The 25350-nt window shown below is 59.7% G+C and carries 22 protein-coding genes and 1 pseudogene; 16 read left to right on the plus strand and 7 right to left on the minus strand.

The window, feature by feature from the left end; genetic code table 11:
- Positions 1–3 precede the first annotated feature (3 nt).
- From EXR36_00055 to EXR36_00125, 15 genes and pseudogenes are all read left to right on the plus strand, one after another.
- Complete coding sequence (locus EXR36_00055; protein MSQ58075.1) at positions 4–1251, plus strand: sigma-54-dependent Fis family transcriptional regulator; 1248 nt, start codon at positions 4–6, stop codon at positions 1249–1251.
- Positions 1252–1332: 81 nt separating this feature from the next.
- Positions 1333–3333, plus strand: a complete 2001-nt coding sequence (gene tkt / locus EXR36_00060) for a transketolase (GenBank protein ID MSQ58076.1) — start codon at positions 1333–1335, stop codon at positions 3331–3333.
- 5 nt (positions 3334–3338) lie between these two features.
- Positions 3339–4284 (plus strand): annotated as a pseudogene (gene glk, locus EXR36_00065) (glucokinase).
- Entirely contained in the window at positions 4277–6229 is a 1953-nt protein-coding gene (locus tag EXR36_00070) for an acyltransferase (protein ID MSQ58077.1), read from the plus strand. The pseudogene glk and the gene EXR36_00070 overlap by 8 nt, the downstream one beginning before the upstream one ends.
- A gap of 55 nt (positions 6230–6284) precedes the next feature.
- A complete protein-coding gene (locus tag EXR36_00075) occupies positions 6285–6764 on the plus strand; it encodes a hypothetical protein (protein MSQ58078.1) in 480 nt (159 codons plus the stop codon).
- Between the two features lie 66 nt (positions 6765–6830).
- Complete coding sequence (locus EXR36_00080; protein ID MSQ58079.1) at positions 6831–7808, plus strand: class I SAM-dependent methyltransferase; 978 nt, start codon at positions 6831–6833, stop codon at positions 7806–7808.
- Positions 7805–8602: a hypothetical protein gene (locus EXR36_00085; protein MSQ58080.1), complete on the plus strand. Its 798-nt coding sequence runs from the start codon at positions 7805–7807 to the stop codon at positions 8600–8602. The genes EXR36_00080 and EXR36_00085 overlap by 4 nt, the downstream gene beginning before the upstream one ends.
- Before the next feature lie 55 nt (positions 8603–8657).
- On the plus strand, positions 8658–9578 hold the full coding sequence (locus EXR36_00090) for a branched-chain amino acid ABC transporter permease (protein MSQ58081.1): 921 nt from the start codon (positions 8658–8660) through the stop codon (positions 9576–9578).
- The gene (locus tag EXR36_00095; protein ID MSQ58082.1) at positions 9575–10729 is read left to right on the plus strand and encodes a branched-chain amino acid ABC transporter permease; all 1155 of its coding nucleotides are present in this window, start codon (positions 9575–9577) and stop codon (positions 10727–10729) included. The genes EXR36_00090 and EXR36_00095 overlap by 4 nt, the downstream gene beginning before the upstream one ends.
- Positions 10720–11496 carry an ABC transporter ATP-binding protein gene (locus tag EXR36_00100; GenBank protein ID MSQ58083.1) on the plus strand — a complete coding sequence of 259 codons (777 nt, stop codon included), beginning with the start codon at positions 10720–10722 and terminating at the stop codon, positions 11494–11496. Before EXR36_00095 ends, EXR36_00100 begins: the two co-directional genes overlap by 10 nt.
- A 2-nt stretch (positions 11497–11498) precedes the next feature.
- Positions 11499–12233, plus strand: a complete 735-nt coding sequence (locus tag EXR36_00105; protein ID MSQ58084.1) for an ABC transporter ATP-binding protein — start codon at positions 11499–11501, stop codon at positions 12231–12233.
- Positions 12230–13354: a M20 family peptidase gene (locus EXR36_00110; protein ID MSQ58085.1), complete on the plus strand. Its 1125-nt coding sequence runs from the start codon at positions 12230–12232 to the stop codon at positions 13352–13354. Before EXR36_00105 ends, EXR36_00110 begins: the two co-directional genes overlap by 4 nt.
- The gene (locus EXR36_00115; protein ID MSQ58086.1) at positions 13339–14586 is read left to right on the plus strand and encodes a hypothetical protein; all 1248 of its coding nucleotides are present in this window, start codon (positions 13339–13341) and stop codon (positions 14584–14586) included. The genes EXR36_00110 and EXR36_00115 overlap by 16 nt, the downstream gene beginning before the upstream one ends.
- Positions 14583–16082, plus strand: a complete 1500-nt coding sequence (locus EXR36_00120) for a malonyl-CoA synthase (GenBank protein ID MSQ58087.1) — start codon at positions 14583–14585, stop codon at positions 16080–16082. The genes EXR36_00115 and EXR36_00120 overlap by 4 nt, the downstream gene beginning before the upstream one ends.
- An 87-nt stretch (positions 16083–16169) precedes the next feature.
- Positions 16170–16751, plus strand: a complete 582-nt coding sequence (locus EXR36_00125; protein ID MSQ58088.1) for a cell wall hydrolase — start codon at positions 16170–16172, stop codon at positions 16749–16751.
- Positions 16752–16804: 53 nt separating this feature from the next.
- On the opposite strand, the gene EXR36_00130 is transcribed toward EXR36_00125, so the two are convergent.
- From EXR36_00130 to glnA, 6 genes are all read right to left on the minus strand, one after another.
- On the minus strand, positions 16805–17455 hold the full coding sequence (locus tag EXR36_00130) for a VWA domain-containing protein (GenBank protein ID MSQ58089.1): 651 nt from the start codon (positions 17453–17455) through the stop codon (positions 16805–16807).
- 20 nt (positions 17456–17475) lie between these two features.
- The gene (locus EXR36_00135) at positions 17476–18918 is read right to left on the minus strand and encodes a hypothetical protein (GenBank protein ID MSQ58090.1); all 1443 of its coding nucleotides are present in this window, start codon (positions 18916–18918) and stop codon (positions 17476–17478) included.
- Positions 18919–19162: 244 nt separating this feature from the next.
- Positions 19163–20572 carry a nitrogen regulation protein NR(I) gene (ntrC, locus tag EXR36_00140; GenBank protein ID MSQ58091.1) on the minus strand — a complete coding sequence of 470 codons (1410 nt, stop codon included), beginning with the start codon at positions 20570–20572 and terminating at the stop codon, positions 19163–19165.
- 6 nt (positions 20573–20578) lie between these two features.
- Positions 20579–21712, minus strand: coding sequence for a PAS domain-containing protein (locus EXR36_00145; GenBank protein MSQ58092.1), 1134 nt, complete (start codon positions 21710–21712; stop codon positions 20579–20581).
- Between the two features lie 52 nt (positions 21713–21764).
- Positions 21765–22244 carry a DUF4124 domain-containing protein gene (locus EXR36_00150; GenBank protein MSQ58093.1) on the minus strand — a complete coding sequence of 160 codons (480 nt, stop codon included), beginning with the start codon at positions 22242–22244 and terminating at the stop codon, positions 21765–21767.
- A gap of 108 nt (positions 22245–22352) precedes the next feature.
- On the minus strand, positions 22353–23765 hold the full coding sequence (glnA, locus tag EXR36_00155; protein ID MSQ58094.1) for a type I glutamate--ammonia ligase: 1413 nt from the start codon (positions 23763–23765) through the stop codon (positions 22353–22355).
- Between the two features lie 269 nt (positions 23766–24034).
- Between glnA and EXR36_00160 the strand changes: the two genes are divergently transcribed.
- The gene (locus EXR36_00160; GenBank protein MSQ58095.1) at positions 24035–24487 is read left to right on the plus strand and encodes a rhodanese-like domain-containing protein; all 453 of its coding nucleotides are present in this window, start codon (positions 24035–24037) and stop codon (positions 24485–24487) included.
- A 33-nt stretch (positions 24488–24520) separates the two neighbouring features.
- Here EXR36_00160 and EXR36_00165 read toward each other — a convergent pair whose 3' ends face one another.
- Positions 24521–25345, minus strand: coding sequence for an undecaprenyl-diphosphate phosphatase (locus EXR36_00165; GenBank protein MSQ58096.1), 825 nt, complete (start codon positions 25343–25345; stop codon positions 24521–24523).
- Positions 25346–25350 lie beyond the last annotated feature (5 nt).

The following is a 25350-nucleotide window of genomic DNA, read 5'->3' on the forward strand; positions in this document are numbered from 1 at the left end:
AAAATGAGCCAAATATTAGTGGTGGATGACGAGATCGGAATTCGGGAGCTACTCTCGGAGATCTTGCACGACGAGGGGCATCAAGTGCGCTTGGCGGAGAGCGCGGGGGAGGCCAGAACCATGCGCATGCGCACCCGGCCAGACTTGGTCCTGCTCGACATCTGGATGCCGGACACCGATGGCATCACGCTGCTGAAGGAGTGGGCTACTTCAGGGCAACTCACCATGCCGGTGGTCATGATGTCCGGCCACGGAACCATCGACACGGCCGTGGAAGCCACCCGCATCGGCGCCTATGCTTTTCTGGAAAAACCCATCGCCCTGCAAAAGCTTCTGACCACCGTGGGACAAGCGTTGCGGCAGGGACAAGCCACCAGCCGGCCGGGGTTGTCCATGGCTTACCTTGGCCGCTCGCCTTTGCTGCAAGAGCTAAGAACCCGGCTCGAGAATATTCGCAATTTGCCGCTTCCCGTATTGTTCACGGGCGAGCCCGGTGTCGGTAAGAGCCTTTGCGCAAAATTTCTGCATAACGCCAACTCGCCTTGGGTGGCGCCGGAAAATTTTTCCGTCCTCGGCGACAGCGCCAACAATCTGGTGGGTCAGGCCGCGGAGGGAACCCTCTTCTTGCACGAAGTCAGCAATTTGAACGCGGAGCAGCAACGCAATCTTCTACAACAATGCAGCAAGCTGGACCGCTACCATACGCGCGTCGTCTCCACGACCTCAAAAGACCTTGCCGTCTTGGTGAGCCAAGGGCTCTTCGATGCGCGTCTCTATAGCGCCTTGAGCTCCTTGAGTGTGCGCATCCCCAGTCTGCGCGAACACCCAGAGGACACTCCGGAACTCGCGCGCTTGATTCTGAGCCGTTACGTGGAATCAAGGGAAGTCCCGGCGCGCCAGCTCAGTACCGCCGCCCTCAATGCGCTGCGGTTGTTTCATTGGCCGGGTAACCTCGCGCAGTTGGAAAGTGTCGTGAAGAGCGCGGCGCTACTAGCCTTGAGCCACGAGATCACCCTATCCGATGTCAACAGCACATTGGCGCGCTTGGATGCGCCCATGAGCAGTGCTTCCGTCGGCCTGGATACGGATTTGCGCGAGGCGAGGGAAGCCTTCGAACGGATCTACTTCGAATACCACATGACGCGCGAAGGGGCCAATATCAGCCGCGTGGCCGAGCGCGCCGGGCTGGAGCGCACGCATCTTTACCGCAAGCTCAAACAATTGGGAATTCAAATCTCGCGCAAGGAGTAGCACGGTTGGGACCGCAGGCCGATCCCCTATAATCCGCCGCTTTCGCCGCTTCGTACCGAAGTCATTTAGGAATTCGATCCCATGGCCACCCGCCAAGAATTAGCCAATGCACTTCGCGTGCTCGCGATGGACGCCGTGCAAAAAGCCAACTCCGGTCATCCAGGCATGCCCATGGGCATGGCCGAGATCGCCGAAGTATTGTGGAATCACCATCTGCGCTTTAATCCGGCCGATCCGCAATGGCCTGGCCGCGACCGTTTCGTGGTCTCCAATGGCCACGGATCCATGTTGCTCTACGGGCTGTTGCACCTGACGGGTTTCGAATTGTCCATGGACGAACTCAAGCGCTTTCGCCAGTTGCACTCGAAGACACCGGGCCATCCGGAATACGGCCTCGCCCCCGGCGTGGAAACCACCACGGGCCCGCTTGGCCAAGGAATTGCCAACGCCGTGGGCATGGCCATCGCGGAGCGAGAGCTGGCGCGCGCCTTCAATAAGCCAGATGGCAAGATCGTGGATCACCACACCTACGTGTTTCTAGGCGATGGTTGTCTGATGGAAGGTATTTCCCACGAAGTGTGCTCGCTGGCCGGAACGCTTGGGTTGAACAAGCTCATCGCGCTCTACGACGACAACGGCATCTCCATCGACTCGGAAAAAGGCCGTATGGCGCAGTGGTTCACCGACGATACCCCCAAGCGCTTCGAAGCCTATGGTTGGAACGTCATTCGCAACGTGGACGGCCACGACTTCGCCGCGGTGGATGCCGCCATTACCGCAGCGAAGGGCGAAAGCTCGCGCCCAATGCTGATCTGCTGCCGCACTACCCTAGGCAAGGGCTCGCCCAACAAAGCCAACACTGGTGCTGCGCACGGCTCGCCATTGGGTGAGAAAGAAGTGGCGGCCACCCGCGAGAAGCTAGGTTGGACCCACGCGCCTTTCGAGATCCCGAAAGATATCTATGCTGGGTGGAATGCAAGAGAGCGCGGCGCCAGGGTGCAGGGCGCCTGGAGCGAGGTATTCTCGAAATACAAAAAAAACTACCCGGCTGAAGCTGCCGAATTCGAGCGGCGCGTGAAGGGCGAGTTGCCCGCCCAGTGGCGCGATCACGCTGCTCAGTTGCTCGCCAAGACCAACGACAAGGCAGAGACTGTAGCCACGCGTAAGGCCTCGCAAAATACCTTGGAAACTCTTGGGCCGGTGCTCCCGGAACTCATGGGTGGTTCGGCCGATCTAGCGGCCTCCAATCTCACCTTGTGGGCAGGTTCCAAGGGTGTGATGAAGGAGGCTGGCGGCAACTATCTTTTCTATGGCGTACGCGAATTCGGCATGTGCGCCGTGATGAACGGCTTGGCGCTGCATGGGGGCTTCATACCCTACGGCGGTACCTTCCTGGTGTTCTCGGACTATGCGCGCAATGCGTTGCGCATGGCGGCGTTGATGGGGTTGCGAGGCATCTACGTGTTCACTCACGATTCGATCGGCTTGGGCGAGGATGGACCCACCCACCAGGCCGTGGAACATGCGGCGAGTTTGCGCTTGATTCCTAATATGGATGTCTGGCGTCCTTGCGATGCCACCGAAACGGCCGCCGCCTGGACGGCGGCGGTGGAACGGCGCAAGGGGCCTTCAGCATTATTGCTATCACGCCAGAATCTTCCCCATGTCGCTCGCGATAGTGCGCAGCTGAAGGGCATCCGCAAGGGTGCATACGTGCTGGCGGACGCGCAGACTCCCAAGGCCGTATTGATCGCGACGGGGTCCGAGGTTGCATTGGCGCTCGCCGCCCAGAAAGCCCTCGCCGCGGAAGGGGTGGCCGTGCGCGTGGTCTCCATGCCGTGCACTTCTGTATTCGATGCACAGGACGCCGCCTACAAAGCGGCGGTTCTCCCGGCTGGCTTGCCGCGCGTGGCCATTGAAGCAGGAGTCACCGACTACTGGCGTAAGTACGTGGGGCTCGAAGGGGCCGTGGTAGGCATGGACCGCTTCGGCGAATCCGCCCCAGCCTCGGACTTGTTCAAGTACTTTGGTTTTACCACCGAGAACGTGGTGGCGAAAACCAAGGGCGTCCTGCACGTCTAGATCCCATGCGCTTGCTCGCGGACATCGGGGGCACCAATGTCCGTTTGGCGCTATTGCCCGAGGGTAGCGGCACCCCCCAAGACGAACTCGTTCTTCAATGCGCGGGCTATCGCGGTTTGGAGGATGCGGTTGAGTATTACCTAGACCAGGTCCGAAGTCCGCCCATTACCGAGGCGGCCATGGACGTGGCCACCGCGGTTACTGGCGATCTCGTCAAGCTCACCAATAGCCCCTGGGCATTTTCCATTGAGCAAGCGCGCCGCCGTCTGAGGCTCAACCGTCTTCTCGTTCTCAACGACTTCACTGCCCTGGCGCTTTCGTTGCCGAAATTGCAGGCGGACGAGGTTCGCAAGGTGGGGCGCGGCGAGGGAGTACCTGGAAGGCCCATCGCATTGTTGGGAGCCGGTACGGGCTTGGGAGTATCCGCCCTCATTCCCCAGGGTGATCGCTGGATTCCCCTTGAAGGCGAAGGCGGGCACGTGGCGTTTAGCGCCATGAAGCGAGCGCGAAGACGATGTCTTGCGGGTGCTGCGCCAGCGCTACGGTCATGTGTCGGCGGAGCGGCTATTGAGCGGCCCGGGATTGTTGAACATCTACCTGGCGTTGTGCGAGCTCGCCCACGTCGTGCCGCGCAATTACTCGCCAGAGCAGATAAGCCAAACGGGGCTGCGAGGCGAAGATCCGCAATGCGCCGAAACACTGGAAATTTTCTGCGCGGGCTTGGGCACGGCTGCCGCCAATCTCGTCGTGTGCCTGGGTGCTCGTGCCGCCGCCTACATCGGCGGGGGCATCGTGCCTAAGTTGGGGGATTATTTCGATCGCTCCGCTTTCCGCTCGCGCTTCGAGCATAAAGGACGCTTCTCCAGCTATGTGGCGCAAGTCCCCACCTACGTGATCGTGGCGCAAACACCCGCGCTACGAGGGTTGGCCGTGGCGTTGGAGAATTCATGACGCACTGCGTCCGTTGAACGCTTCGCCTCCCGCGTACGCGCGGACGGTGTACCGCGCGGACATCGACGGGCTGCGCGCCATCGCTGTTCTGGGCGTGGTGTTCTATCACGTAGAGAGCCAATGGATCCCTGGTGGATTCACCGGAGTCGACGTGTTTTTCGTCATCTCCGGTTACCTCATCCACTCGCTGATTCTCGGCGCCATGCAGGCGGATGGTTTCAGCCTGGCGAATTTCTACGCAAGGCGCATCCGCAGGATCTTTCCCGCATTGGTTTTTGTTCTGCTCACCTGCTGGGCCGCGGGCTGGGTGTCGTTACTATCGGATGAATACAGCCAGCTTGGCAAACACATAGGCGCCAGCGCGGTATTCATCGCCAATTTCGTGCTCAACCGCGAAGCGGGCTATTTCGATACGGACGCGTTGCTAAAACCGCTGTTGCATCTGTGGTCGCTGAGTGTGGAAGAGCAGTTCTATCTCATTTTTCCGTTGATGCTCATGGCACTTGCGCGCTTGCGTGTCTCCTTCGGCCGGATCCTCCTTGCGCTCCTCGTACTCTCCTTCGTGACGTCTTGCTGGATGAGCCTCAACACCAAGACGGCGGCGTACTTCCTACCGTGGAGCCGGTTCTGGGAGTTGCTGGCCGGGGCGTTGTTGGCGCAGGGCGCGCACCACCTGAAACCCGGCGAGGATTTTCCCTCGCGATTGGCGCGCTTGAGCGGGTGGCATCGTCTGGGATATGCGCAATCGTGGTCCTTGCTGGGCGCGGTGTTGGTGGCTTGCGGCTTCTTTTTTGTCCAACGCCAAAGCGTTTTTCCTGGGCCATTCGCGTTACTTCCTGTCGCGGGAACCTGCCTACTCATTGCAGCCGGCCCGCGCGCGGGATTTAACCGCCGCCTCTTGTCCTGGCCGCCGCTCGTGGCCTTAGGTCTGGTGAGCTACGCATGGTATTTGTGGCATTACCCGCTCCTTGCCTTCTTGCGCATCACGGAACCACAGCCCCCAGCGGCGTGGCAGTTACTAAGCGCCGTGGGAGTAGCGTTGCTGCTCGCCGTGTTTTCCTACCGAATGCTCGAGCGACCCATCCGGCGCAATGCATCGGTACCTGTGCTTACAGGTTTGATCGCATCCATGGCGATTGCGGGTGCGCTGGGAAAATACACCAAGAATGTGCACGGCTTCGAAGACCGCCTTCCGCGCGCGCCACAGATCGCAACCATGACACCCGAAGAGCACGCCGCCAGCCGGAACGCCACCATGGCCATTCTCGGCGATAGTCATGCCAATCATTTTTCCGTGGGTCTGTATGCGTATGCGAAAAAGCACGGCGATGGCGTGCGCGTGTACTCCCATGGCGGTTGCGCTCCGCTCCACGGTGTCCGTAACGAGGGCGGGCCAGGCGGAACCTGCCAGGATTCGGTTACTCCAGCCATCGATGAAATCGCCGCGAACAGTGCCGTGCGCACCGTAGTGATCGCCTTCAATGGCACCGGATACATGAATAGCGCGCGGGGCGTGACCCTATCGCATCCGAATCTCCCCGCGGCGGACAACAACACCGTCTTGCGGGCGGGCCTGCATGCGACTCTGGCGAAGTTCGTGGAAGCGGGAAAATACGTGGTGATGCTCACCGATAATCCGCCGCTCAATTTTCATCCGCGCAACTGCCTCATGGCGCGCCCATTCTCGGCGCAGCCGGCCAAACCCACCTGTGCCGTTGAGCGAAGCTGGGTGGATAACGCCACCCAGTCATACCGGGACATTTTGTACAGTTCCGCGCGGGCGTTTCCTGGCGTGAAGATTTTCGATACCTACCCCATTCTGTGCGACGCGCTTTACTGCTACGCCAAGAAGGACGGACAACTGCTTTACGCGGATACCACCCACTTGACCCGCGAGGGCTCCCTACGCTTTGCTGGACAGTTTGATTTCCATCCAGGGCCGTGAGCGGCAAACTCGTGTGATACTTTTGCTTTCTAACAGGAACACAAAGGAAACGAGAATGCACCGGATCATGCTTTGGGCTCTAGTCTTTTGCCCGTTGTTGGGTCATGCCATGCAGAACGAGCCGCGCGATTTTCTCGGAATGGAGTGGGGCGCGCCCATCGAGACGTACCGCGCCAGTCTGAAGGTCATCACCGAAGATGAAAATTCGGGGTACTACCGGCGCGTATCGGACCGCCCCTATTTCGCCGGGATCGAAGTGCGCCGCATTAGCTACTACTTTCACAAGGGCCGCTTCGTTGCCGGCACGTTTCTTAGCGTGGGCACCAACGATTTCAACCGCATCGTCGCGCACCTCACGCAGCGCCATGGCCCGCCGCAAAGCGTGCACACGCGGCACCGTGTCTATGCCTGGGAAGGCGAGCACGCCGGGGTGACCATCTCCTGCGATATCACCATAAGCTGCTACACGGAGTTCTTCGATAAAGCTTTACGCTTGCAGGAACTGGAGGGGTCCGGAAAGCGTGAAGACGATTGACGCCGAGTGCGGGAGTAAAATTCGCGGCCACCATTTTCCCCCGTATCGGTACGTGATGCTCCCAATATGAATATGCCCGCTCCTTGCACCATTCCCTGCAATCTGTGCGGGTCGGTGGATGCCGAGCAGATTCGCACCAAGGACCGCCACGGCGCGCATCTGCGCTCGGTGATTTGCAGGCAGTGCGGATTGGTGTGGACGGATCCGCGGCCCGCACCCGAGCAAGTGCGCGAGTTTTATGCGCAGGAATACCGCCTGGGCTTCAAAGGCACTTACCAGCCCAAACCCAAGCACACCTACCGCTCGGGTAAAGTGGCCGTGGAACGTTACCAGCGGCTACGCAACGTCCTCAAGACGGGCATGCGTGTTCTGGACGTGGGCGCCGGAGGCGGCGAGGTGGTCTATGTTTTACGGGCCATGGGGTACGACGCCGCGGGCTTCGAGCCCAATGAGGGATATGCGCGTTACGCCGCCGAAGTTCTCGGGCTACCCGTGCGGCGAGGGTTCCACCAGGACTGCCCCGTGGAGCCGGCGTCGCAAGATGTGGTCACCATGTTCCATATGGTTGAACATCTGGAAAGCCCCTTCGATGCGCTACGAAACGTGCACGGCTGGCTGCGGCCCGAAGGGCTTATTGTCGTCGAGGTACCCAATGCCGAGGCCGTGTGCCAGCAACCCCACACCCAGTTTCATCGCGGTCATCTGTATCACTTCAATTTACCTGCCCTGGAGAAAACCGGCGAGCGCGCTGGCTTCACGGTGGTAAGCCGGTTTACTTCCGCGGATGGCGGCAACATCATGGTGGTTTGGCGCAAGACCCAGGTTTCCCCCGCTACCTCTTCTTCATGGGCGATTCCTGGCAACTACGCACGCGTTGCCGCTATCTTGCGTGGCCATACGACGTTGCGCCACGTCTTTAGCCGTTATCCATTTATCCGGCCGTTTCGCAAGCTTGCCTCGGGATTGGAAGAACAACGCCGTGTGCGGATGTACCGTTCGCCACGCGATATTTTGGACGCGGTGATCGCCGAGAACGCTAGATGATTACCTCCAAGGAGATCGGCGATCATTTGGCCGCGGTGATAGACCGTACGCGCCTTGAGCATGCGCCTTTCGATCATATGGCGCTGGAGGAAATTTTTCCTCCCGAGGCCTACGCGGAGTTATTGGCCATGCTTCCCCAGGATCATTACTACCGGGAACTCAAACACAGCGATGCCATCATGGCCGGCGGTCGTAGTGCCCGCCTACAGTTTCCCTTGCTGGCCGCCAATATCGACAGGCTGCCACCTGCCCAGCGTACATTCTGGAAGGAAATCGTCGCGGGTTTGAATGCGCCCAAGGTAGAGCAGGCGTGGCGGGCGAAGTTCAATCCGGTTCTGGAATCCATGACAGGCAGGGCCGGGGCCGCCATCAAATTCCAGCCCCACATCACGCTGTTTCGCGATCTGGGCGGCTATAAGATTTCCATCCACCCGGATTCGCCCCGCAAGGCCATAACGATTCAATACTACCTACCCGCCGATGAATCCCAAGTTCATCTTGGAACCGTATTCCACGACAAGGATGCCAGTGGAGGATTTCGCGAAGCGCGCGCCATGCGTTTCGCTCCGAACACCGGTTATTCATTCGCTGTTACCCCTAAGAGCTATCACAGCGTCAAGCCCATGAGCTCACAAGACAGGCCGCGCAACAGCCTCATGGTGATCATGAATTACGACCGCGGCCCCTTGATCGAAGGTTTCAAGGCGGGCCGCGCGCGCCTGCGTGCCTGGTATGACAAGCTCGGCGGGCGCAGTGCCGTGGAGGCAGGCGAAGGCAAGTACGAGCAAATGTGATGGCCGCCGGGGCCAGGGTTGCTTTGGACGCTAAGCCGGTTTTACCGAGGCTCTAATGGATCCCGGCCTGCTCGCGCAATATGTTTTCAACGGTTTGATGCTGGGGATGATCTACGCCCTGGTCGCTGTGGGCTTCACGCTTTTCTTCGGTGTCCTCGACGTCATCAAATTCTCCCACGGCGACGTACTCATGACGGGCGCCTTCAGCGGATATACGGTCTACATTGGCATGCAGGCGGCCGGAGTGCATTCGCCGCTGGTGCAACTCGGCGCGGTGCTCCTCATCCCCATGCTATTGATGGCCCTGCTGGGCGCGGTTCTGGGGAAGTATCTCGTGCTACCGCTGCGCGGTGCACCGCCGCTCAACGTGTTACTCATCACCTTGATGGCGGGTACAGGCCTGCGCGAGTTGGTCCGCACGCAATACCCGAACGGCTCGAACCCAAAGCCCTTTCCTAGCTTACTCCCCACGGAATCCGCCAACTTCGGGGCCTTTACCCTGCGCTACGACAGCGTTCTTCTTCTGGTGCTTGGCTTGGGCGCCATCGTGCTGGTGCAACTGGTGATGACGCGCAGCAAATTGGGGCTCGCCATTCGCGCCGTGGCCCAGGATGGCGAGACAGCGATGCTCATGGGCATCAACTTCGAGCGCACGGTGTTGGTCACTTTTTGCATCGGATCCGGGCTCGCGGCCCTGGCCGGCGTCACCAACGGCCTGTACTACAACGAGATCAATTTCGGCATGGGGCTGTTGCTCGGCGTGATCGGCTTCAGCGCCGCGGTCGTGGGCGGCTTGGGAAACATTTATGGCGCCATTCTCGGCGGTTTTCTCTTCGCCGCGCTGCAAACGGCTGGTGTCGTACTTCTGCCCGTGGCGAGCGCCTACAAGGATGTTTTTGCTTTCGCCGTCATCATTCTCATCATGGCATGGAAACCCACCGGGCTCATCGCCGAGCGCAGCGCGGAGCGCGTATGAGCCCCGCGCATCCTAATAGGGTTATCGCGGTTGTTGCGATCGCAAGCTTCGCCGGGCTCGGCTACTTGATGCTTGCGGTGGAACAGCAATGGGCGGTGGCTGCGGTGGTGCTCGCCGCGGTCCTCGTCCTCGTCGCGGCTGGACGGTTGGGAGTTCTTCAGACGCTGGAGGCCACCCATGCCGCCCGCCCCTCGCAAGTGAATGCCCTGGTCGTAGCGGGGGCGCTTGCCTTGATGGCGGCGTTTCATGGAGACCATTTCGCGCTGCTCATGCTGGTAAAGGTGATGCTGTTCTGCATCGCCTGCCTGGGCCTCAACGTCCAGTTCGGCTACGCCGGCGTGGTGAATTTCGCGGGTGCGGCTTTCTTTGGAGTGGGCGCTTACGCCACCGCGGTCCTCTCGCAGCACACGGCCGTCCCTCCCCTGCTGATTTTGTTACTCGGGGGCGCGATGGCCGCGCTCACCGGGACGGTGCTTACGTTGCCCATGCTGCGTACACGCGGGCACTACGCAGCCCTGATTACGATCGCCTTCGGCATATTGTTCAAGACTTTCTTGGAGGTCAACGATCTCTTGGGCGGCCCGCAAGGCTTGAAATTACCGGGATTGCGTATCGCGGGCTATGCTTTCAATGACAACATCGAGTACGGCGAAGCCGGAGAGATTTCCTTCTACTTCAACTACGCGCTGCTGGCGCTGGCGATCTTGGTCGTTGCCTTCTGCGTGGTAAAGCGCCTGGAGCGCTCCTGGATTGGGGTGTACTTGGATGCGGTGCGCATCGACGAAACCGCCGCATCGGTGTTCGGGGTGGGGGTGGGGCGGTGGAAGGTGCTGGCTTTCGCTTTCGGAAATTTCTTCGCGGGTCTGGCGGGTTCCCTCTATGCAATGATGACAGGATTCATCGCGCCCGCGGACTTCACGTTTAGCGATTCGCTGATTCTGGTTTCCATCGTCATCCTGGGCGGCCTGGGCAATCCGTGGAGCATCATTCCGGCGGCGGCGCTGGTCATCGTACTGCCGGAAAAACTCCAGGTCATCCAGGAATACCGCATCTTGTTATTCTCGGTCCTGGTGGTGCTCATTCTGCGCTTTCGCCCAGATGGCTTGATACCGCGGCGTCTACGCGTGTTCGCGCCGGGGAAATTAGCATGAGCCTGCTTGCTTGCCGCCATCTCACGGTGCGCTTTGGCGGTTTGACGGCGCTGAACAAGTTCAGCTTGTCCGTGGATGCAGGCGAGATCCTGGGCCTCATCGGCCCCAACGGCTCGGGCAAGACCACCTTCTTCAATGCGCTCACGGCGCTCTATCCCCTGGCTGGCGGCGAGGTGGAGTTCGCTGGGGAGTCGCTCACCGCCCGTACCCCGCAACAAATCTACGGGGCGGGCATTACGCGCACCTTTCAGCGTTCGCGTTTGTGTCTTTCGCTATCGGTGTTCGACAATCTGATGATCGGCAATCACCGCAATTTACGGCGCGGCTTCCTGTTCAATCTGTTTCAACGCCGCGCCCTGGCGGCGCAAATAGAAGCAAACATCGAAGCCGCCCGGGTGTTGCTGCGGTCCTTTAACGACAAGTTGCCCGAACGTCTATTCGGCGCGGCCGGTTCCCTGGGGATGATCGACCGGCGCCGCGTGGAAGTGTGCCGTGCACTCATCAGCCGGCCGAGACTTCTACTTCTCGATGAACCCTCGGCGGGCATGACGCACGAAGAAACACGCGAGTTGATGGATGACATCCTCTTGGTGCGCGAAACCACGCCAGGGCTCGCGATCATCCTCATCGAACACGAGATGGGGGTCATTGGACGCGTTACCCAACGCTGCGTCGTGCTCAATTTCGGAGAGAAACTCTGCGAGGGCACCTATGCACAAGTGGCGGCGGATCCGACCGTGCAGCAGGCCTACCTCGGAGCGGATTGACCATGGCCGCACTACTTGTCTTGGAAAATGTATTTGCCGGTTACGATCAGGCCGATGTCTTGTCCGGGGTTTCCCTGAGCGCGGAAGAAGGCCGTATCACCTGCATCCTGGGCTCCAACGGAGCGGGGAAAAGCACGCTGATTCGGGTCATTCTTGGATTGACGCCGGCTCGCGAAGGGCGGGTGATACTGAACGGCAAGGATATCGGAGAGACCCCCACTCACGCGATCATTGCCAGTGGCGTGGCTTGTATCCCAGAGGGCCGGCGAGTATTCCCCAAGATGACCATCGAGGAGAACTTGCGCGCGGGAGCCTACCTGGAAGCAAGCGCTCCATTGGTTGCCCAGCGTTTGCGCAAGGTCTTCGACATCTTTCCGCGTTTGCAAGAACGCCAGCACCAATTGGCCGGAACCCTCTCCGGTGGCGAGCAGGCCATGCTTTCCATCGGCCGGGGTCTGATGTCCCAACCCAAGCTATTGTTGATCGACGAACCCTCGCTCGGGCTCTCGCCGCTCTTGGTGAAGGAGAATTTCTTCGTCATTCAGCGCATCAATCGGATGGGCGTGACCGTCTTGCTGGTGGAGCAAAATGTCCGTCAGACCTTGGCCATTGCTCATTACGGATATGTGCTGGCGCAGGGGCGCGTCGCGGCATCTGGAAGCGCGGAACAACTCCAGGCGAAAGATGAAGTGCGGCAGGCTTATTTTGGCGCGCGGGGACACGAGGAGATTTCATGAATAACCGGTTCGATGCACTGGCACTCACGCGAGAAATCGTGGAGATGAACACCATCAATCCCCCAGGCAAGGAAGACGACTGCGCCAGACATCTGGGGACCATATTGGAAGCGGCGGGATTTAGTGTTCGATACCACCGAATCGGCGAGGGACGCTCCAATCTTGTCGCTCGGATAGGTAACGGCGCGGGTGCTCCGCTGTGTTTTACGGGTCACATCGATACGGTCCCGCTGGGTGCGGCGAAATGGAAGAAAGATCCCTTCGCCGGAGAGACAGACAGCGGACGATTGTTCGGCCGCGGCAGCAGCGACATGAAGTCGGGGGTGGCGGCTTTTGTCGTGGCGGCCGCGAAATTGGCGCCCCATCTTCGCGCCACGCCGGGTTTGATCCTAATCATCACGGCGGCCGAGGAGACTGGATGCGAAGGAGCGTTCAAGTTGGTCACGGACGAGCATCTTGGCGTGGCGGGTGCCATCGTGGTGGCCGAGCCCACTAGCAACTACCCGTTCGTTGGCCACAAGGGCGCCTTCTGGTTGCGCGCGACAGCGCAGGGCGTGACGGCCCACGGTTCCATGCCGGAACGTGGCGTGAACGCCGTGTATAAAGCGGCGCGCGCGGTCACGGCCTTGGAGAATTTTCGTTTCAACACGCCTCCCCATGATCTGATGGGGCAATCGACGCTGAACGTCGGAAGCTTCCACGGGGGTCTCAATATCAATTCGGTGCCCGATGAGGCCAGCGTGGCCATCGATATACGAACGGTTCCGGGGACTCTTCATGCGGAGCTTCTCCGGCAACTCACCGGGCAATTGGGGCGTGACGTTTCGTTGGAAGTCATGATGGATCTGGAGAGCATCTACACGCCTCCCGAGCACGAATGGGTGCAGTCCGTCTACGACATCATGCAACCCATCTTGGGCGAACGCCCGCGGCCGCGCACGGCCACCTACTTCACTGACGCCGCCGCCTTGACCCCGGCACTAGGCGGCCCGCCCACCTTGATTCTCGGTCCCGGCGAGCCGCAGATGGCTCACCAAACAGATGAATACTGCGTCATGGAGCGCGTGCATCAAGCCACGGCGGTGTTCGAGAGCATCATCGAAGGATGGTGCAAGCTGTGACGGCCAGCGATATCGCGGACAAGATTTCGCGGATATTCGATGGTGCCGAATACGAAACCGTAAGCGGCGCAAAGGCTTTGTGCGGACAGGGCCGCTTGAATGGCCAGCCACTTCTTTTCTTTGCTACCGATCCTGGCCATGCACGCGGCGCCATCGGTGTGGCGGATGGGAAAGCGCTGTCGTGGGTCATCGGGCAAGCACGCGGGCGGCGCGTGCCGATGGTTTGGTTGCTCGATTGTTCGGGGGCGAAGGTGGATGAGGGTCTACCTGCTCTCGCCGCGTTTCGGCGGTTCTACCGGGAAGCTTTGCTTGCGAAGGCGGAGGACATTCCTATTCTCGCCGTGCTGGGGCGGGGCTGCTATGGAGGGGCGAGTCTGTTGGCCATGTTGGCCGGCCATCGCATCTACTCACCGGTCACGCGATTGTCCACGTCCGGTCCCGCCATCATCGAAGGGGTGGAAGGCCGCGACGTGTTCGATTCCACCGATCATGCGAGCGTGTCCGCATTGCTGGGTGCGAGCGCCCGTCTGCAATCCGACCAGCACGCGCAGATGCACGACGACCCAAGAATGGCCATGGGGCGCTGGCTTGCGGACTTGAAGCCCCCCAATGACTGGCGGTCCGCGCACGTTATGTTGGGGGCGCGATTAGGCGTGGCGCCGGACGCACCGGATTCCCGGTACAAACTGCAAGCATTACTTCCGCCGTCGTACACCCCGGCCCAGCGCGGAAATATCGTATTGTCCTTGCCGGCACCGGCCTCGCGTAAAGCGGTGTTTTGCGGTTTCCTCACGGGTGGCGATTTCGGTGCGGCCGACGCTTGGCAGCTTGCGGGTATTCTGCAAGAGGTAGCGCAGTCGCACCCAGGCAGTCCCGTCATACTGCTCCTGGACGCCAGTGGCCACGCCGCGAAAATTGCCGACGAGAAAGCGATTCTCGCCGAGTACCTCGTACACCTTTCCGTAGCCATTAGCGGTCTCGCGGCACGGGGACACAAAACCGTTCTGTGGATTACGGGGGGTGCTTCGGGCGCCGTCTATGTGGTATTCGCCGCCGCCGTGGAGCGAGTATCGGTGTTGTCCAGCGCGCGCGTGGAAGTTCTGGGTTCGGCCGCCGTGGACAGCATTCTCGGCAGAGCAGTGGACGGGGCCTCTTCCGTGGGCGAGTTGATCGACCTTGGAATCGCGGAAGGCGTACTGGACTCTCGTTTGGAAGAATACTCATCATCATGAGCGACAATTTTTTCTCTTTGATTGAGGCCGCGCACCGCGGCCATCCTGACCGCGTAATCATCGAAACGCAGGAAGGTATCCAATACCGGGGCCACGATTTGTTGGCGGGCAGCGGGCGCTACGCTGCCCTGTTAGCCCAGCTTGGGGCCGGGCGCGGTGACCGTGTGGTCGTGCAAGCGGACAAATCAGTGCAATCGCTGCTCTTCTATCTTGCGTGCCTGCGTTTGGGCGTGATCTACGTCCCGCTCAACACAGCCTACCGGCGCGCGGAGTTGGAGCATTTCCTTGGCGATGCGCAACCAAAACTGGTGATCTGCTCGCCGCACTCGAAAGCGGAAATCGAATCCTTGGCGGACACCAAGGTATTGACGCTGGACGAAGAGGGCGCGGGATCCTTGCAGGAGGCCTTGGTTGGCGTTAACAGCGAAGCGCCGGCCGCGGCAGTGGCGGCGGACGATATCGCGGTGATCATCTACACCTCCGGAACGACGGGCCGCTCCAAGGGTGCCATGATCACGCACCGCAACTTGTCGTCCAACACTCGTGTTCTCGTGGATTACTGGGCTTTCAGCCGCCGCGATGTGCTGGTGCATGCGTTACCCATTTTCCATATCCACGGCTTATTCGTGGCCAACCACACGGCGCTGGTTTCGGGCGCCAAGATTCTCTGGCACCGTAAGTTCGATCCCAAAGCCGTCCTCGCGGCCCTGCCCAATGCGAGTGTATTGATGGGCGTTCCCACTTTCTATACGCGGCTGTTGGCCGAGCCCGGCTTCGGCCGCGAGGCCGTGCGCAACATGCGGCTCTTCATCTCGGGCTCCGCTCCTTTGTTATTGGATACTTTCTCGGAATTCGAAGCACGCACCGGCCATCGTATTCTCGAGCGATACGGCATGTCGGAAGCCGGAATGATCACTTCCAATCCATTGCAAGGTATTCGCGCGGGCGGAACCGTTGGATTGCCTTTGCCCGGGAATGAAGTGCGAGTTGCAGGTGAGAACGATCATCCCGTGAGACGCGGCGAGGCGGGTGCGATACAGATCAAAGGCGACAACGTATTCGCAGGCTATTGGAGGATGCCGGAGAAGACCAAGGAAGAGTTCATCGCCGATGGATGGTTTAAGACAGGCGATGTCGGGATGTTTGACGAGCAAGGCTATTTGTCCATCGTGGGCCGCGCCAAGGACCTCATCATCAGCGGGGGATACAACGTGTATCCGAAGGAGGTCGAACTGGTGCTCGATGCATTACCGGGAGTTTTGGAGAGCGCGGTAATCGGCGTCCCTCATCCCGATTTTGGAGAGGCAGTTACCGCGGTTCTGGTATTGCAGAAAGAGGCACGGCTAACGGAGCGAGAGGTCATTGCGCAGGTCAAGGCACAGCTTGCCAGTTACAAAACGCCAAAGCGGATTCACATCGTTGAAGACCTGCCGCGCAATGCCATGGGCAAGGTGCAGAAGAACATTCTTCGCGAGAAGTTCTCGAAAATTTTGTAATAGAAAACCTGTTCCTTTAGGCGTAGTTCGTGCGTTTGGTATGCGCCAACGCGCCGGCACGGCGATTGCCATGGTTACACCAAGCGAATGTTATTGAAGGGCTTGATTCAAAGGCGTCCGGCTCGCAGGAGCCGCCGCATGGGAGGCTGGTGGACCGGCCTACGGTTTCGCTGGCAGTTTATGGACAAACTCCCCATGGTCGTTGTTGGCGTCCTCGTCTTGTGCTTTGGCGCCCTCGCCTTATTCACGCGGTCCGTCGTGACCGAGGAGTCACATAAGCGCGATATGGCCTGCCTCGCACTCAATGTGTACCACGAGGCGCGCGGAGAGCCACTGGTTGGCCAATATGCCGTCGCGGAGGTCACGATGAACCGCGTGAACTCCGGCCGGTTCGCGGATACCGTATGCGAAGTCGTCTATGAAAAGAATTGGGATCCGCTGCGCGAACGTTACGTGGGGGCTTTCTCGTGGACTGAATTCGACAGCGTGCCCCGGCCCGAAGGCGAGGCATGGCGGCAATCCACCATGATCGCCGAAACCATGTACCACGGGAAGGTGCCGCCGATGCTCAAGGGCGCGCTGCACTATCATGCGGTCTACATCAAGCCAAGTTGGGCAAAGGGCAAGCGCCCCATCGCTCGTATCGGCAAACACGTCTTCTACCGGTAGAAACAATCGAGCCAGAAGCGGCGCGCCCTAAGTGGTGAAGATAACGGGTCCGTTTATCCGCGCTTCTCGAAGACCCGTTCCAGATGCTCCATATCGTTGACTACGCGCCAGTCGGTCGCGCCAGCGGTGCGCGCCTTGCGCTCCCAGCGCTCGATACGTTCGAGATAGCGGCGCGGGTCCATGTTGTCGGCGGAGAGCTTGGTTACGTTGAGAGCCACCAGACCGATGCCATTGAGCTTGATGGGGAAATCGCGCACCGTCTGTTGGTCGAGATCCTCTTGCATATCGGAGAAGATCACGATGGTTTTTCGCCTGGCGCCAGCCTCGTTCAAAAATTCCGCGGCTTGCAAGACACCCCCGGTGATGTCCGTGTATCGGCTGCCTTGATTACCAGAGGTTGCCTTGGAAAATTTCGCGATCTGCTCGCTAAACGCTTTCTTCTGCGCGTTGGCTTGCAGGGGATCCTTGCTTAGGCTGACCTTCGCCACGATGTCTTTCTCGCTGAAGCTCCGGCTCTTCACCCTGCCCACGGCGAATGTGTCGCCCGGGTTCAAGTTGCCCAGGATGTACCGAATCACAAGCTCAGCCTTGCCCACTTCCTTCGCGTAAGTCCCCGACGTGTCAACCAGCATATAGATGGCTTGGCTGTGGCTGGCTTGCGGGCCGCAGCCCGCGGCGAACCAGGCAAGCGCCGCAACGAGCATGAATGACCACGTGCTCTTCTTCATGCCGCCCCCTGGCCGCTCGCCTTGTCCAACTCGGGTGTGTGATCCCAGGCCTTCGCGACCCAGCGCTCCACGGCGAGCGGGGCGAAAATGCATACGTCGTAGGCCACCACGAGTATCTTGCCCGCCTCTCTCACCAGACTCGCGGCGACACGAAGCGAGATGGCCCCGCCGCGCACCGCCATGACCAGTAGGGCTCCCAGCACGATCCGGCCTGTATTCACGAAGTGCTCCAAGGGTATCGCCACGAAGGCCAGGGCGAAGGGCAAGGTAAATCCCAGAACCATTTGTCCGAAGGTTGGGATGCGCGTTACCCATCCGGAACTCGCCGCGGCGGTGGTGGCGTCCGCGAGGGATTGCTTGAGGGCAACGTCGGAGGCGATGATCGTATCGCGCATAATGGCCAGCGCTACTTCAAAACCCGCAAGCACCAGCAGAATGCTCAGCGATGCCCACATCATGCGGCGGCGCATTTTCTCGGTGAGATTGCCCAAGGGAAACAGATTCGTAAAGCGCATGGTTTCCATCAGGAACAAACCCATCAATGTCTCGAACAAGATGATGACCATGGAAGAGACCTGGGCGGCCGATAGCGTTTCCGTGATGTAGTCGCCGCCGCCCACCATCGCCGACATGGGAAGCGAGATCAGCTTATAGTTGACGTAAGCACCCCCGATGGCTACTAGCATGACCGGGCAGGAGATGAAGAATTGTGCCGAGGCCGAAGCGGTTAGCGAATCCTCGGTTTTGGCGCCCCGAGAAAAAATTCCTTCGGGCTTTTGCACGGTCGAATCGATTTTCACCGCGCTTTGGTGCAGGCCGGTAATGCCGCGTTCGACCTGGCTCATGGTCTGGCCGAGGGAGCGCCAAGACGGCAATGCTCGTTTTAGCAGGCCATGACGTTCCTGATAACCGGCGCGATACTCGGCGACCACGCGGTTGTATATTTTGTCCAGGGGGTCGCGAATGGCCGCCAGAATGTCTTCCACGACGCCGTCGCCCGTCGCCTTGATGGCCGCGATCGCTTGTATCGCCGTCACCCACTCCGGCGGCGGAGGCGGCACTTCGCCGCTCTTCTTGTAATCCTCCTCGATGCGCGTGATCTCATCCATGATCTTTCTTTGCAGCGCCGGGTAACCCTCAAGATCCCGTTGCACCAGGAGGGTCACGCGCTCGAATTCACGGTCGATGACCAGCTTCGCTTCACGCCCTCCGTGAGCGAATAGCACCTCGCGGTTTCGCGTACGCAGGCGGTTGGCAACATCGAACAACCAACGCGATGCCAGTCTGAGGGGGTTCTCGAAGGCGCGGAATAGACGGCGCACCAATGCGTGGACCGGATGGCGTGCCGCATACATGAATGGCATCGCAATGACGAGTAGGACCAGTAGAGAAGGTAATGGCCTGTCGGGCCAGATCAACAACGAATTCAAGAGTGTCATGCTTGCTCCCTCCTGCGACATACCGGCGGGTGCCGGTCTTGGGCCTGGGGTAGATGACGCAATGGGCGGGCCAGAGAGTTTGCCGCTGCGCGGCCGTGCAACGGCGGCTCCTTACGCATCTAGTGTCTTGTCCCGTTGGGAAAATATCGCTAGACTCAAGAACGTAAACAGGCGCCTGCAAGCCGCTTTGTGAGTGAAGAGCCTGCCGTGTACCGAGGAGGGGCGATATTCCTCCCAGCAGGCGCTACCCGGGTTCGCGGTGCGGTTCCTTGTCTTCAATACCGAGATCTTGAATCTTGCGGGTTAGGGTGTTGCGTCCCACGCCCAGGAGGTGGGATGCCTCGATGCGCCGCCCGCCCGTGTGGGCGAGTGCCTTGAGGATGAGAGTGCGTTCGAATTGTCGTGTCATGTCGTGCATGAGATTATGTTCGCCGCGGTGCAATGCGCTTTCCGCCTCCTTCTCCAACGCGCTCACCCAGTTGTCCGAGTGCGCACTACGCTGCCCTGCGCGAAATTCCGGGGGCATATCGGCAATGTCCACATTGACCCCGGGCGCCATGACGGTCAGCCAATGACAGAGATTTTCCAACTGCCGAACATTGCCCGGTAAGTCATGAGCGCCCAGGCACTTCATCGCGGCTTCGGATAATCGTTTGGGTTCCACGCCGATATCCTTCGCACTCTTGGCAAGGAAGTGACGAGCCAGCAGAGGAATATCCTCGGGGCGTTCACGCAGCGCCGGGATGCGGATTCGGATCACATTCAGGCGGTGAAACAAATCCTCGCGGAATAACCCTTGGCGTACCCGTTGTTCGAGATCCTGGTGCGTGGCCGCGATGATTCGCACGCTGGCGCGGATGGACTGATGGCCCCCCACGCGGTAGAAATTCCCATCGGAGAGCACGCGCAAGAGGCGGGTTTGCAGCTCCGCGGGCATGTCGCCGATTTCATCGAGGAACAACGTGCCGCCCTCGGCTTGCTCGAAGCGCCCGCGGCGCATGTTCTGCGCGCCCGTGAAGGCGCCACGCTCGTGGCCGAAGAGTTCGGACTCCAGTAAGTCCTTGGGAATGGCGGCGGTGTTGATGGCGATGAAGGGTTTTTCCTTGCGCGGGCTATGTTCGTGCAAGGCGCGCGCGACGAGTTCTTTTCCGGTTCCGGAATCGCCATTGATCAATACGGTGGCGTGGGACTGCGAAAGCCTGCCGATGGCGCGAAACACCTCTTGCATGCTGGCCGCTTGGCCGAGAATATTGGTCTCGGCATCGCTCACATCGGCGCCGTGTTCCTGGCGCATGCTTTCCTCAATGGCCCGGCGTATGAGGGCCACCGCGTGATCGACATCGAAGGGCTTGGGCAGGTATTCGAAGGCGCCTCCCTGAAAGGCGGCCACCGCGCTATCCAGATCGGAGTAGGCCGTCATGATGATGACGGGAAGCGCGGGATATTGCTCCTTGGCCTTTTGCAGGAGTTCGAGCCCGGAGCCACCGGGCATTCGGATGTCGCTTACGATCACTTGAGGCTGCGTTTGGGCCAGTGCGCTGAGCGCTTCGCGCGCGGAAGAGAAAAGCCGGAAATCGATATCCTCGCGCTGAAGGGTTTTTTCGAACACCCAACGGATGGAACGATCATCGTCCACGATCCAAACTGGTTTCATGATTATCTATCCCGGTGCAGGTTTCGCGGTTGCCAAGGTGATGTCGGGAACGGGTTCGCTGGCATGAAAAGGCAGCAGCAAAGTAAAGCAAGTGCGACCCGGTTCGCTCTCGACTTCGATAATGCCATGGTGCTGCTGTATGTAGTTCTGCGCGATGGTGAGGCCCAGGCCCGTGCCATCTTCACGCCCGGAAAATAGGGGATGAAAAACCTTGTCCTGGATGTCCTTGGCGATGCCAGGTCCGTTGTCGGTGATCTGGATCATGGCGGCGATACGGTGCAGGCGGCGCGCCATGGTGACTTGCCGCGCGACGCGAGTGCGGATAACGATCTCGCCCTTGCCGTGCAAGGCCTGCGCGGCGTTACGGGTAACGTTGAGGACGGCTTGGATGATTTGCTCCTGGTCCGCCATGAGTGGCGGCAAACTCACATCGTAGTCGCGCCGGATACGCAGGCCGTTGGGGTACTCGGCGGTCAGCAGGCTGCGTACTCGCTCCAGGGCCTCGTGGATATTCATCGGGGCTGGTTTAGGCCGCCGGTTGGCAAGCAACCGGTCCATGAGGGTTTGCAGGCGGTCGGCTTCCTTCATGATGACTTGCGTGTATTCGTGCAGGTCGGCGCGGTCCAATTCGCGTTCTAGAAGTTGGGCTGCTCCGCGGATACCTCCCAGGGGATTCTTGATTTCGTGGGCGAGGTTTCGCAGCAGCGCCCGGTTGGCTTCGGACTGGTCAAGCATTCGTTCGTCCCGGGCCATGCGCAATTGCTGGTGGAGTTCGACGAATTCCAGCACGAAACCGGAGAAGCCGCCGGTGTCCAGGGGAGACGCCGTGCACGACACCTCGACCTTCGGCTGGCCTGCCGGCGTCACGGTCAGGCCATGCAAAGTGAAGCTGGCGGACCGTACCTGTGCCTGTTCCACGAGGCCCTCCAGATCCGGGCTTTCCGGGAATGCGTCAGCGAGAGGAACATCGAGCACGTGGCGCTGGCTAATCTTGAAAAGATTCTCCGCGGCGGGATTGACGTAGGCGATGCGATGCTCGGCGTTCAACGCCACCACCGCAGTGGCTAGCGCCTCCAGGCCGCCCGTGGCAAACGTAGCGCGAGAGGTAGCGTGCAATGTTGCATGGGACCGGTCAGTCATCGTTAACACCTAAGCCACTCCTACACTCGTGCTCGATGATGCCGGCGGGCGCTCATCGAAGGTTGTTGATTTCCTTATTAAGCGAATCGATATTGCGTTGATGCTGCTCGACTCTGTCCTGATAGGGCTTGAGCCGGTCGAGTACGCGCTGATAATTTCGCTCGTCACCGCTTCGGGCGGCCTCCTGCTCCGCGAGGGCTTGCCGCGCCTCGTCCAGGAGCTGGCGTTCCCGGGCTAATTCATCCTGCAAGATTCCTAGCCGGTCATTGTCGCGGCGTGCTTGCGTGGAGCTGTCCACCTTGGGTTTTGGCGCGGATTCCACCGAGCGCTCCTCGCGCTTGGGGGATTCCGCGGTGGCGGGCGGCGGGGCCGCGGTCTTGAAGCACACGACTTTCTTCGCGTTCTTGAGGGGTACCGTCGAGTAGACGGTTCTTCCGTCCTCGTCGACGTACCTGCAAATGTCCGCTGCCGGCGCGAAGGACCAGCTAACACTTAACAACACTGTCACGATAAATTTCTTTCCGCCGAGCATGAGCTTTCCTTGGATGGTTCCAGACCTTTATTAACGACTCAATGGGCTCACGGATACAACAATTCAGCCTCGAAGGAGCGAGGCCCTGGGCCTCGCTCCTTGGCGCGTTTATAGGCTGTAATACATGTCGAACTCGACGGGGTGCGTGGTCATGCGAAAACGCGTAACCTCCTCCATCTTGAGGGCTATGTAGGCATCGATCATTTCGTTGGTGAATACGCCGCCGCGGGTCAAGAACTCGCGGTCGCGATCCAGATAATCCAATGCCATGTCCAGAGACGAGCACACGTTGGGAACCTTCTTGGCTTCCTCCGGCGGCAAGTCGTAGAGGTTCTTGTCGATGGGGTCACCGGGGTGGATCTTGTTTTGAACGCCATCCAGGCCCGCCATCATCATCGCGGCAAACGCGAGGTAAGGATTGGCGGTTGGGTCGGGGAACCGAACTTCGATGCGTCGCGCCTTGGGACTGGACACGAAGGGAATGCGGATGGAGGCTGAGCGGTTGCGAGCCGAATAAGCCAAGTTAATGGGGGCCTCGAAACCGGGAACCAAACGCTTGTAGGAGTTCGTGCCGGGGTTCGTGATGGCGTTTAGTGCGCGCGCATGCTTGATGATTCCCCCGATGTAGTACAGCGCGAACTCGGAGAGCCCCGAGTAGCCGTTACCCGCGAACAGGTTCTGCCCGCCCTTCCAGATGGATTGGTGAACGTGCATCCCCGAGCCGTTGTCGCCGACGATGGGCTTGGGCATGAAGGTGGCGGTCTTGCCATAGGAGTGAGCCACCATTTGGACGGTGTACTTCAAGATTTGCATCCAGTCGGCGCGCTGGACCAGAGGTGCGTACTTGGTGCCGATCTCGCATTGCCCAGGGGCCGCCACTTCGTGATGATGCACTTCGACTTCCACGCCTTGCTCTTCCAACGCCATGCACATGGCGGAGCGGATGTCTTGCAGGGAGTCCACGGGTGCCACGGGGAAATACCCGCCCTTGACCGGAGGGCGGTGGCCCTTGTTCCCGCCTTCGATCTCTTCGCCCGTCATCCAGGGCGCTTCTTCGGAGATCACCTTGACGAAGCAGCCGGACATGTCCACGCCCCAACGTACGGAATCGAAAACAAAAAACTCGGGCTCGGGGCCAAAGTAGGCAGTGTCGCCCAGGCCGGTGGCCTTCAAATAGGCTTCAGCTTTCTTGCCGATGGACCGCGGATCGCGGTCATAGGGCTTGCCGTCGGCGGGTTCCAGAACATCGCAGGACAGCACCAAAGTTGGCTCATCGGTGAACGGATCCATGCGGACGCTACTGGGATCGGGCATGAGCAGCATGTCGGAAGCCTGTATTCCCTTCCACCCCGCGATGGAGGAGCCATCGAAGGCGTGACCGTCTTCGAACTTCTCCATTCCGAAGGCCTTAACGGGTACGGACACGTGTTGTTCCTTCCCGCGGGTATCGGTAAAACGAAAGTCAACGAACTTCACTTCGTTGTCTTTGATCATATTGAGTACATCTGCCGCCGTAGTCATTTCATGAATCTCCCGGTTGTTGTGATAGCGTGCTCGAAGCAGGAAAACGGGCCATTGTGGCGCAGGTATCATGCCGACCGATGAGTCGGCATGATAGCGATATAAATCATGTAGTTATTATCGCTTGCCTCGCTTAGTGCGCGCTTGATTGGTGCGTCCGGATATGGAGCCAGTCCATTATGGTGCGGCGGGGATATTCGTGCAATCCCAGTTCCGCTCGGGAGCAGAGGGGATTAGCATCGCAGGAAGAAATAAGGAGGGGGTGCGGTATGGCAACAATCGAGGAGATTCTCAAGCGGTCGCGTCAAAGGGCTGAAGAACACAACCTTACGTACGAGGGCGCGCTATTGCCCTCGGAGGCGTTCGAGTTACTACAGGAGCGGGAGGATGCGGTGCTTATCGATGTGCGCACCCGCGCGGAGTGCGATTACGTTGGCCGCATACCAGGTAGCATCCAGATCGAGTGGCAGACCTATCCTGGAGGCGTCTCCAATCCCCGGTTTCTGGAGCAACTTCAACAAGCGGTACCCAAAACCTCGGCCGCCTTATTCATCTGCCGTAGTGGCGCCCGCTCGCATGCCGCCGCTGCCGCCGCCAAAAGCGCGGGTTACGTGGAGTGCTTCAATGTCTTGGAGGGATTCGAGGGCGATAAGGATCACCAGGGACACCGGAATTCGGTAGGGGGATGGCGCTTCGCGGGACTGCCCTGGATACAGTCTTAGATGCCGTGAGTGGGCGCTAACTGTTTGTCCAACTTAGTGTGGGCCCCAGTCCACCCATCCAGTATATGCACTTACTAACACGGCGATTCCGAAGGCGATCCGGTACCAGGCAAAGGGTTTGAAGTCGTGGTTCGCCACGTACCGGATGAGCCAGCGTATGCAGAGGTAGGCGGACAGAAAGGAGGAAATGAGGCCTACTGCAAACATCGGAAGATCGCTTATGTGGAGAATATCCTGGTGCTTATAGAGATCGTAGGCACCAGCCGCGATCAAGGTCGGCACCGCCAGGAAGAACGAAAACTCCGTCGCGGCTCGGCGCGACAGCCCAAACAACATGCCGCCGATGATGGTTGCGCCGGATCGCGATGTTCCGGGAATAAGGGCGAAGCATTGGGCGAAACCCACCTTCAGGGCGTCCACCCACGTCATGTGGTCCACGGTATCGATTCGTATCGCGCGATTCTTGCCTTCCACCCACAGGATGATGAAAGCGCCGGCGATGAACGCGATGGCTACCGGCACGGGAGCGAATAAATACCCCTTGATGATCTTTCCCAGCAGGAGCCCCAGGACCCCCGCCGGTATGAAAGCGACGAGAACATTCAGCGCAAAGCGCTGGGCGGCTGGCCGCGAGGTAAGACCCCTTAGCACCGTTGCAAAGCGTGCTCTGTATTCCCAAACCACCGCGAGCATGGCGCCCGTTTGAATCGCCAGCTCAAAGACTTTGCCCTTGGCGTCGTTGAAGTCCAGCAACGCCCCGGCCAAGATCAAATGGCCCGTACTGGAGACGGGTAGAAATTCCGTGAGCCCTTCAACAATACCGAGGACGAGCGCTTTGAATAGGATAAGAAAATCCACGAAGG

It is taken from the genome of Betaproteobacteria bacterium, from assembly GCA_009693245.1.
GTDB lineage: Bacteria > Pseudomonadota > Gammaproteobacteria > Burkholderiales > SHXO01 > SHXO01.

Excerpts from the sequence above, each read along its gene's own strand:
- EXR36_00085 (MSQ58080.1), top strand. The coding sequence starts at position 7,805 with ATGATTACCTCCAAGGAGATCGGCGATCATTTGGCCGCGGTGATAGAC.
- ntrC (MSQ58091.1), bottom strand. The coding sequence starts at position 20,572 with ATGAAACCAGTTTGGATCGTGGACGATGATCGTTCCATCCGTTGGGTG.
- EXR36_00145 (MSQ58092.1), bottom strand. The coding sequence starts at position 21,712 with ATGACTGACCGGTCCCATGCAACATTGCACGCTACCTCTCGCGCTACG.
- EXR36_00110 (MSQ58085.1), top strand. The coding sequence starts at position 12,230 with ATGAATAACCGGTTCGATGCACTGGCACTCACGCGAGAAATCGTGGAG.
- EXR36_00135 (MSQ58090.1), bottom strand. The coding sequence starts at position 18,918 with ATGACACTCTTGAATTCGTTGTTGATCTGGCCCGACAGGCCATTACCT.
- EXR36_00130 (MSQ58089.1), bottom strand. The coding sequence starts at position 17,455 with ATGCTCGTTGCGGCGCTTGCCTGGTTCGCCGCGGGCTGCGGCCCGCAA.
- EXR36_00125 (MSQ58088.1), top strand. The coding sequence starts at position 16,170 with ATGTTATTGAAGGGCTTGATTCAAAGGCGTCCGGCTCGCAGGAGCCGC.
- EXR36_00115 (MSQ58086.1), top strand. The coding sequence starts at position 13,339 with ATGGTGCAAGCTGTGACGGCCAGCGATATCGCGGACAAGATTTCGCGG.
- tkt (MSQ58076.1), top strand. The coding sequence starts at position 1,333 with ATGGCCACCCGCCAAGAATTAGCCAATGCACTTCGCGTGCTCGCGATG.
- EXR36_00105 (MSQ58084.1), top strand. The coding sequence starts at position 11,499 with ATGGCCGCACTACTTGTCTTGGAAAATGTATTTGCCGGTTACGATCAG.
- glnA (MSQ58094.1), bottom strand. The coding sequence starts at position 23,765 with ATGACTACGGCGGCAGATGTACTCAATATGATCAAAGACAACGAAGTG.
- EXR36_00160 (MSQ58095.1), top strand. The coding sequence starts at position 24,035 with ATGGCAACAATCGAGGAGATTCTCAAGCGGTCGCGTCAAAGGGCTGAA.
- EXR36_00120 (MSQ58087.1), top strand. The coding sequence starts at position 14,583 with ATGAGCGACAATTTTTTCTCTTTGATTGAGGCCGCGCACCGCGGCCAT.
- EXR36_00150 (MSQ58093.1), bottom strand. The coding sequence starts at position 22,244 with ATGCTCGGCGGAAAGAAATTTATCGTGACAGTGTTGTTAAGTGTTAGC.
- EXR36_00080 (MSQ58079.1), top strand. The coding sequence starts at position 6,831 with ATGAATATGCCCGCTCCTTGCACCATTCCCTGCAATCTGTGCGGGTCG.
- EXR36_00095 (MSQ58082.1), top strand. The coding sequence starts at position 9,575 with ATGAGCCCCGCGCATCCTAATAGGGTTATCGCGGTTGTTGCGATCGCA.
- EXR36_00055 (MSQ58075.1), top strand. The coding sequence starts at position 4 with ATGAGCCAAATATTAGTGGTGGATGACGAGATCGGAATTCGGGAGCTA.
- EXR36_00090 (MSQ58081.1), top strand. The coding sequence starts at position 8,658 with ATGGATCCCGGCCTGCTCGCGCAATATGTTTTCAACGGTTTGATGCTG.
- EXR36_00075 (MSQ58078.1), top strand. The coding sequence starts at position 6,285 with ATGCACCGGATCATGCTTTGGGCTCTAGTCTTTTGCCCGTTGTTGGGT.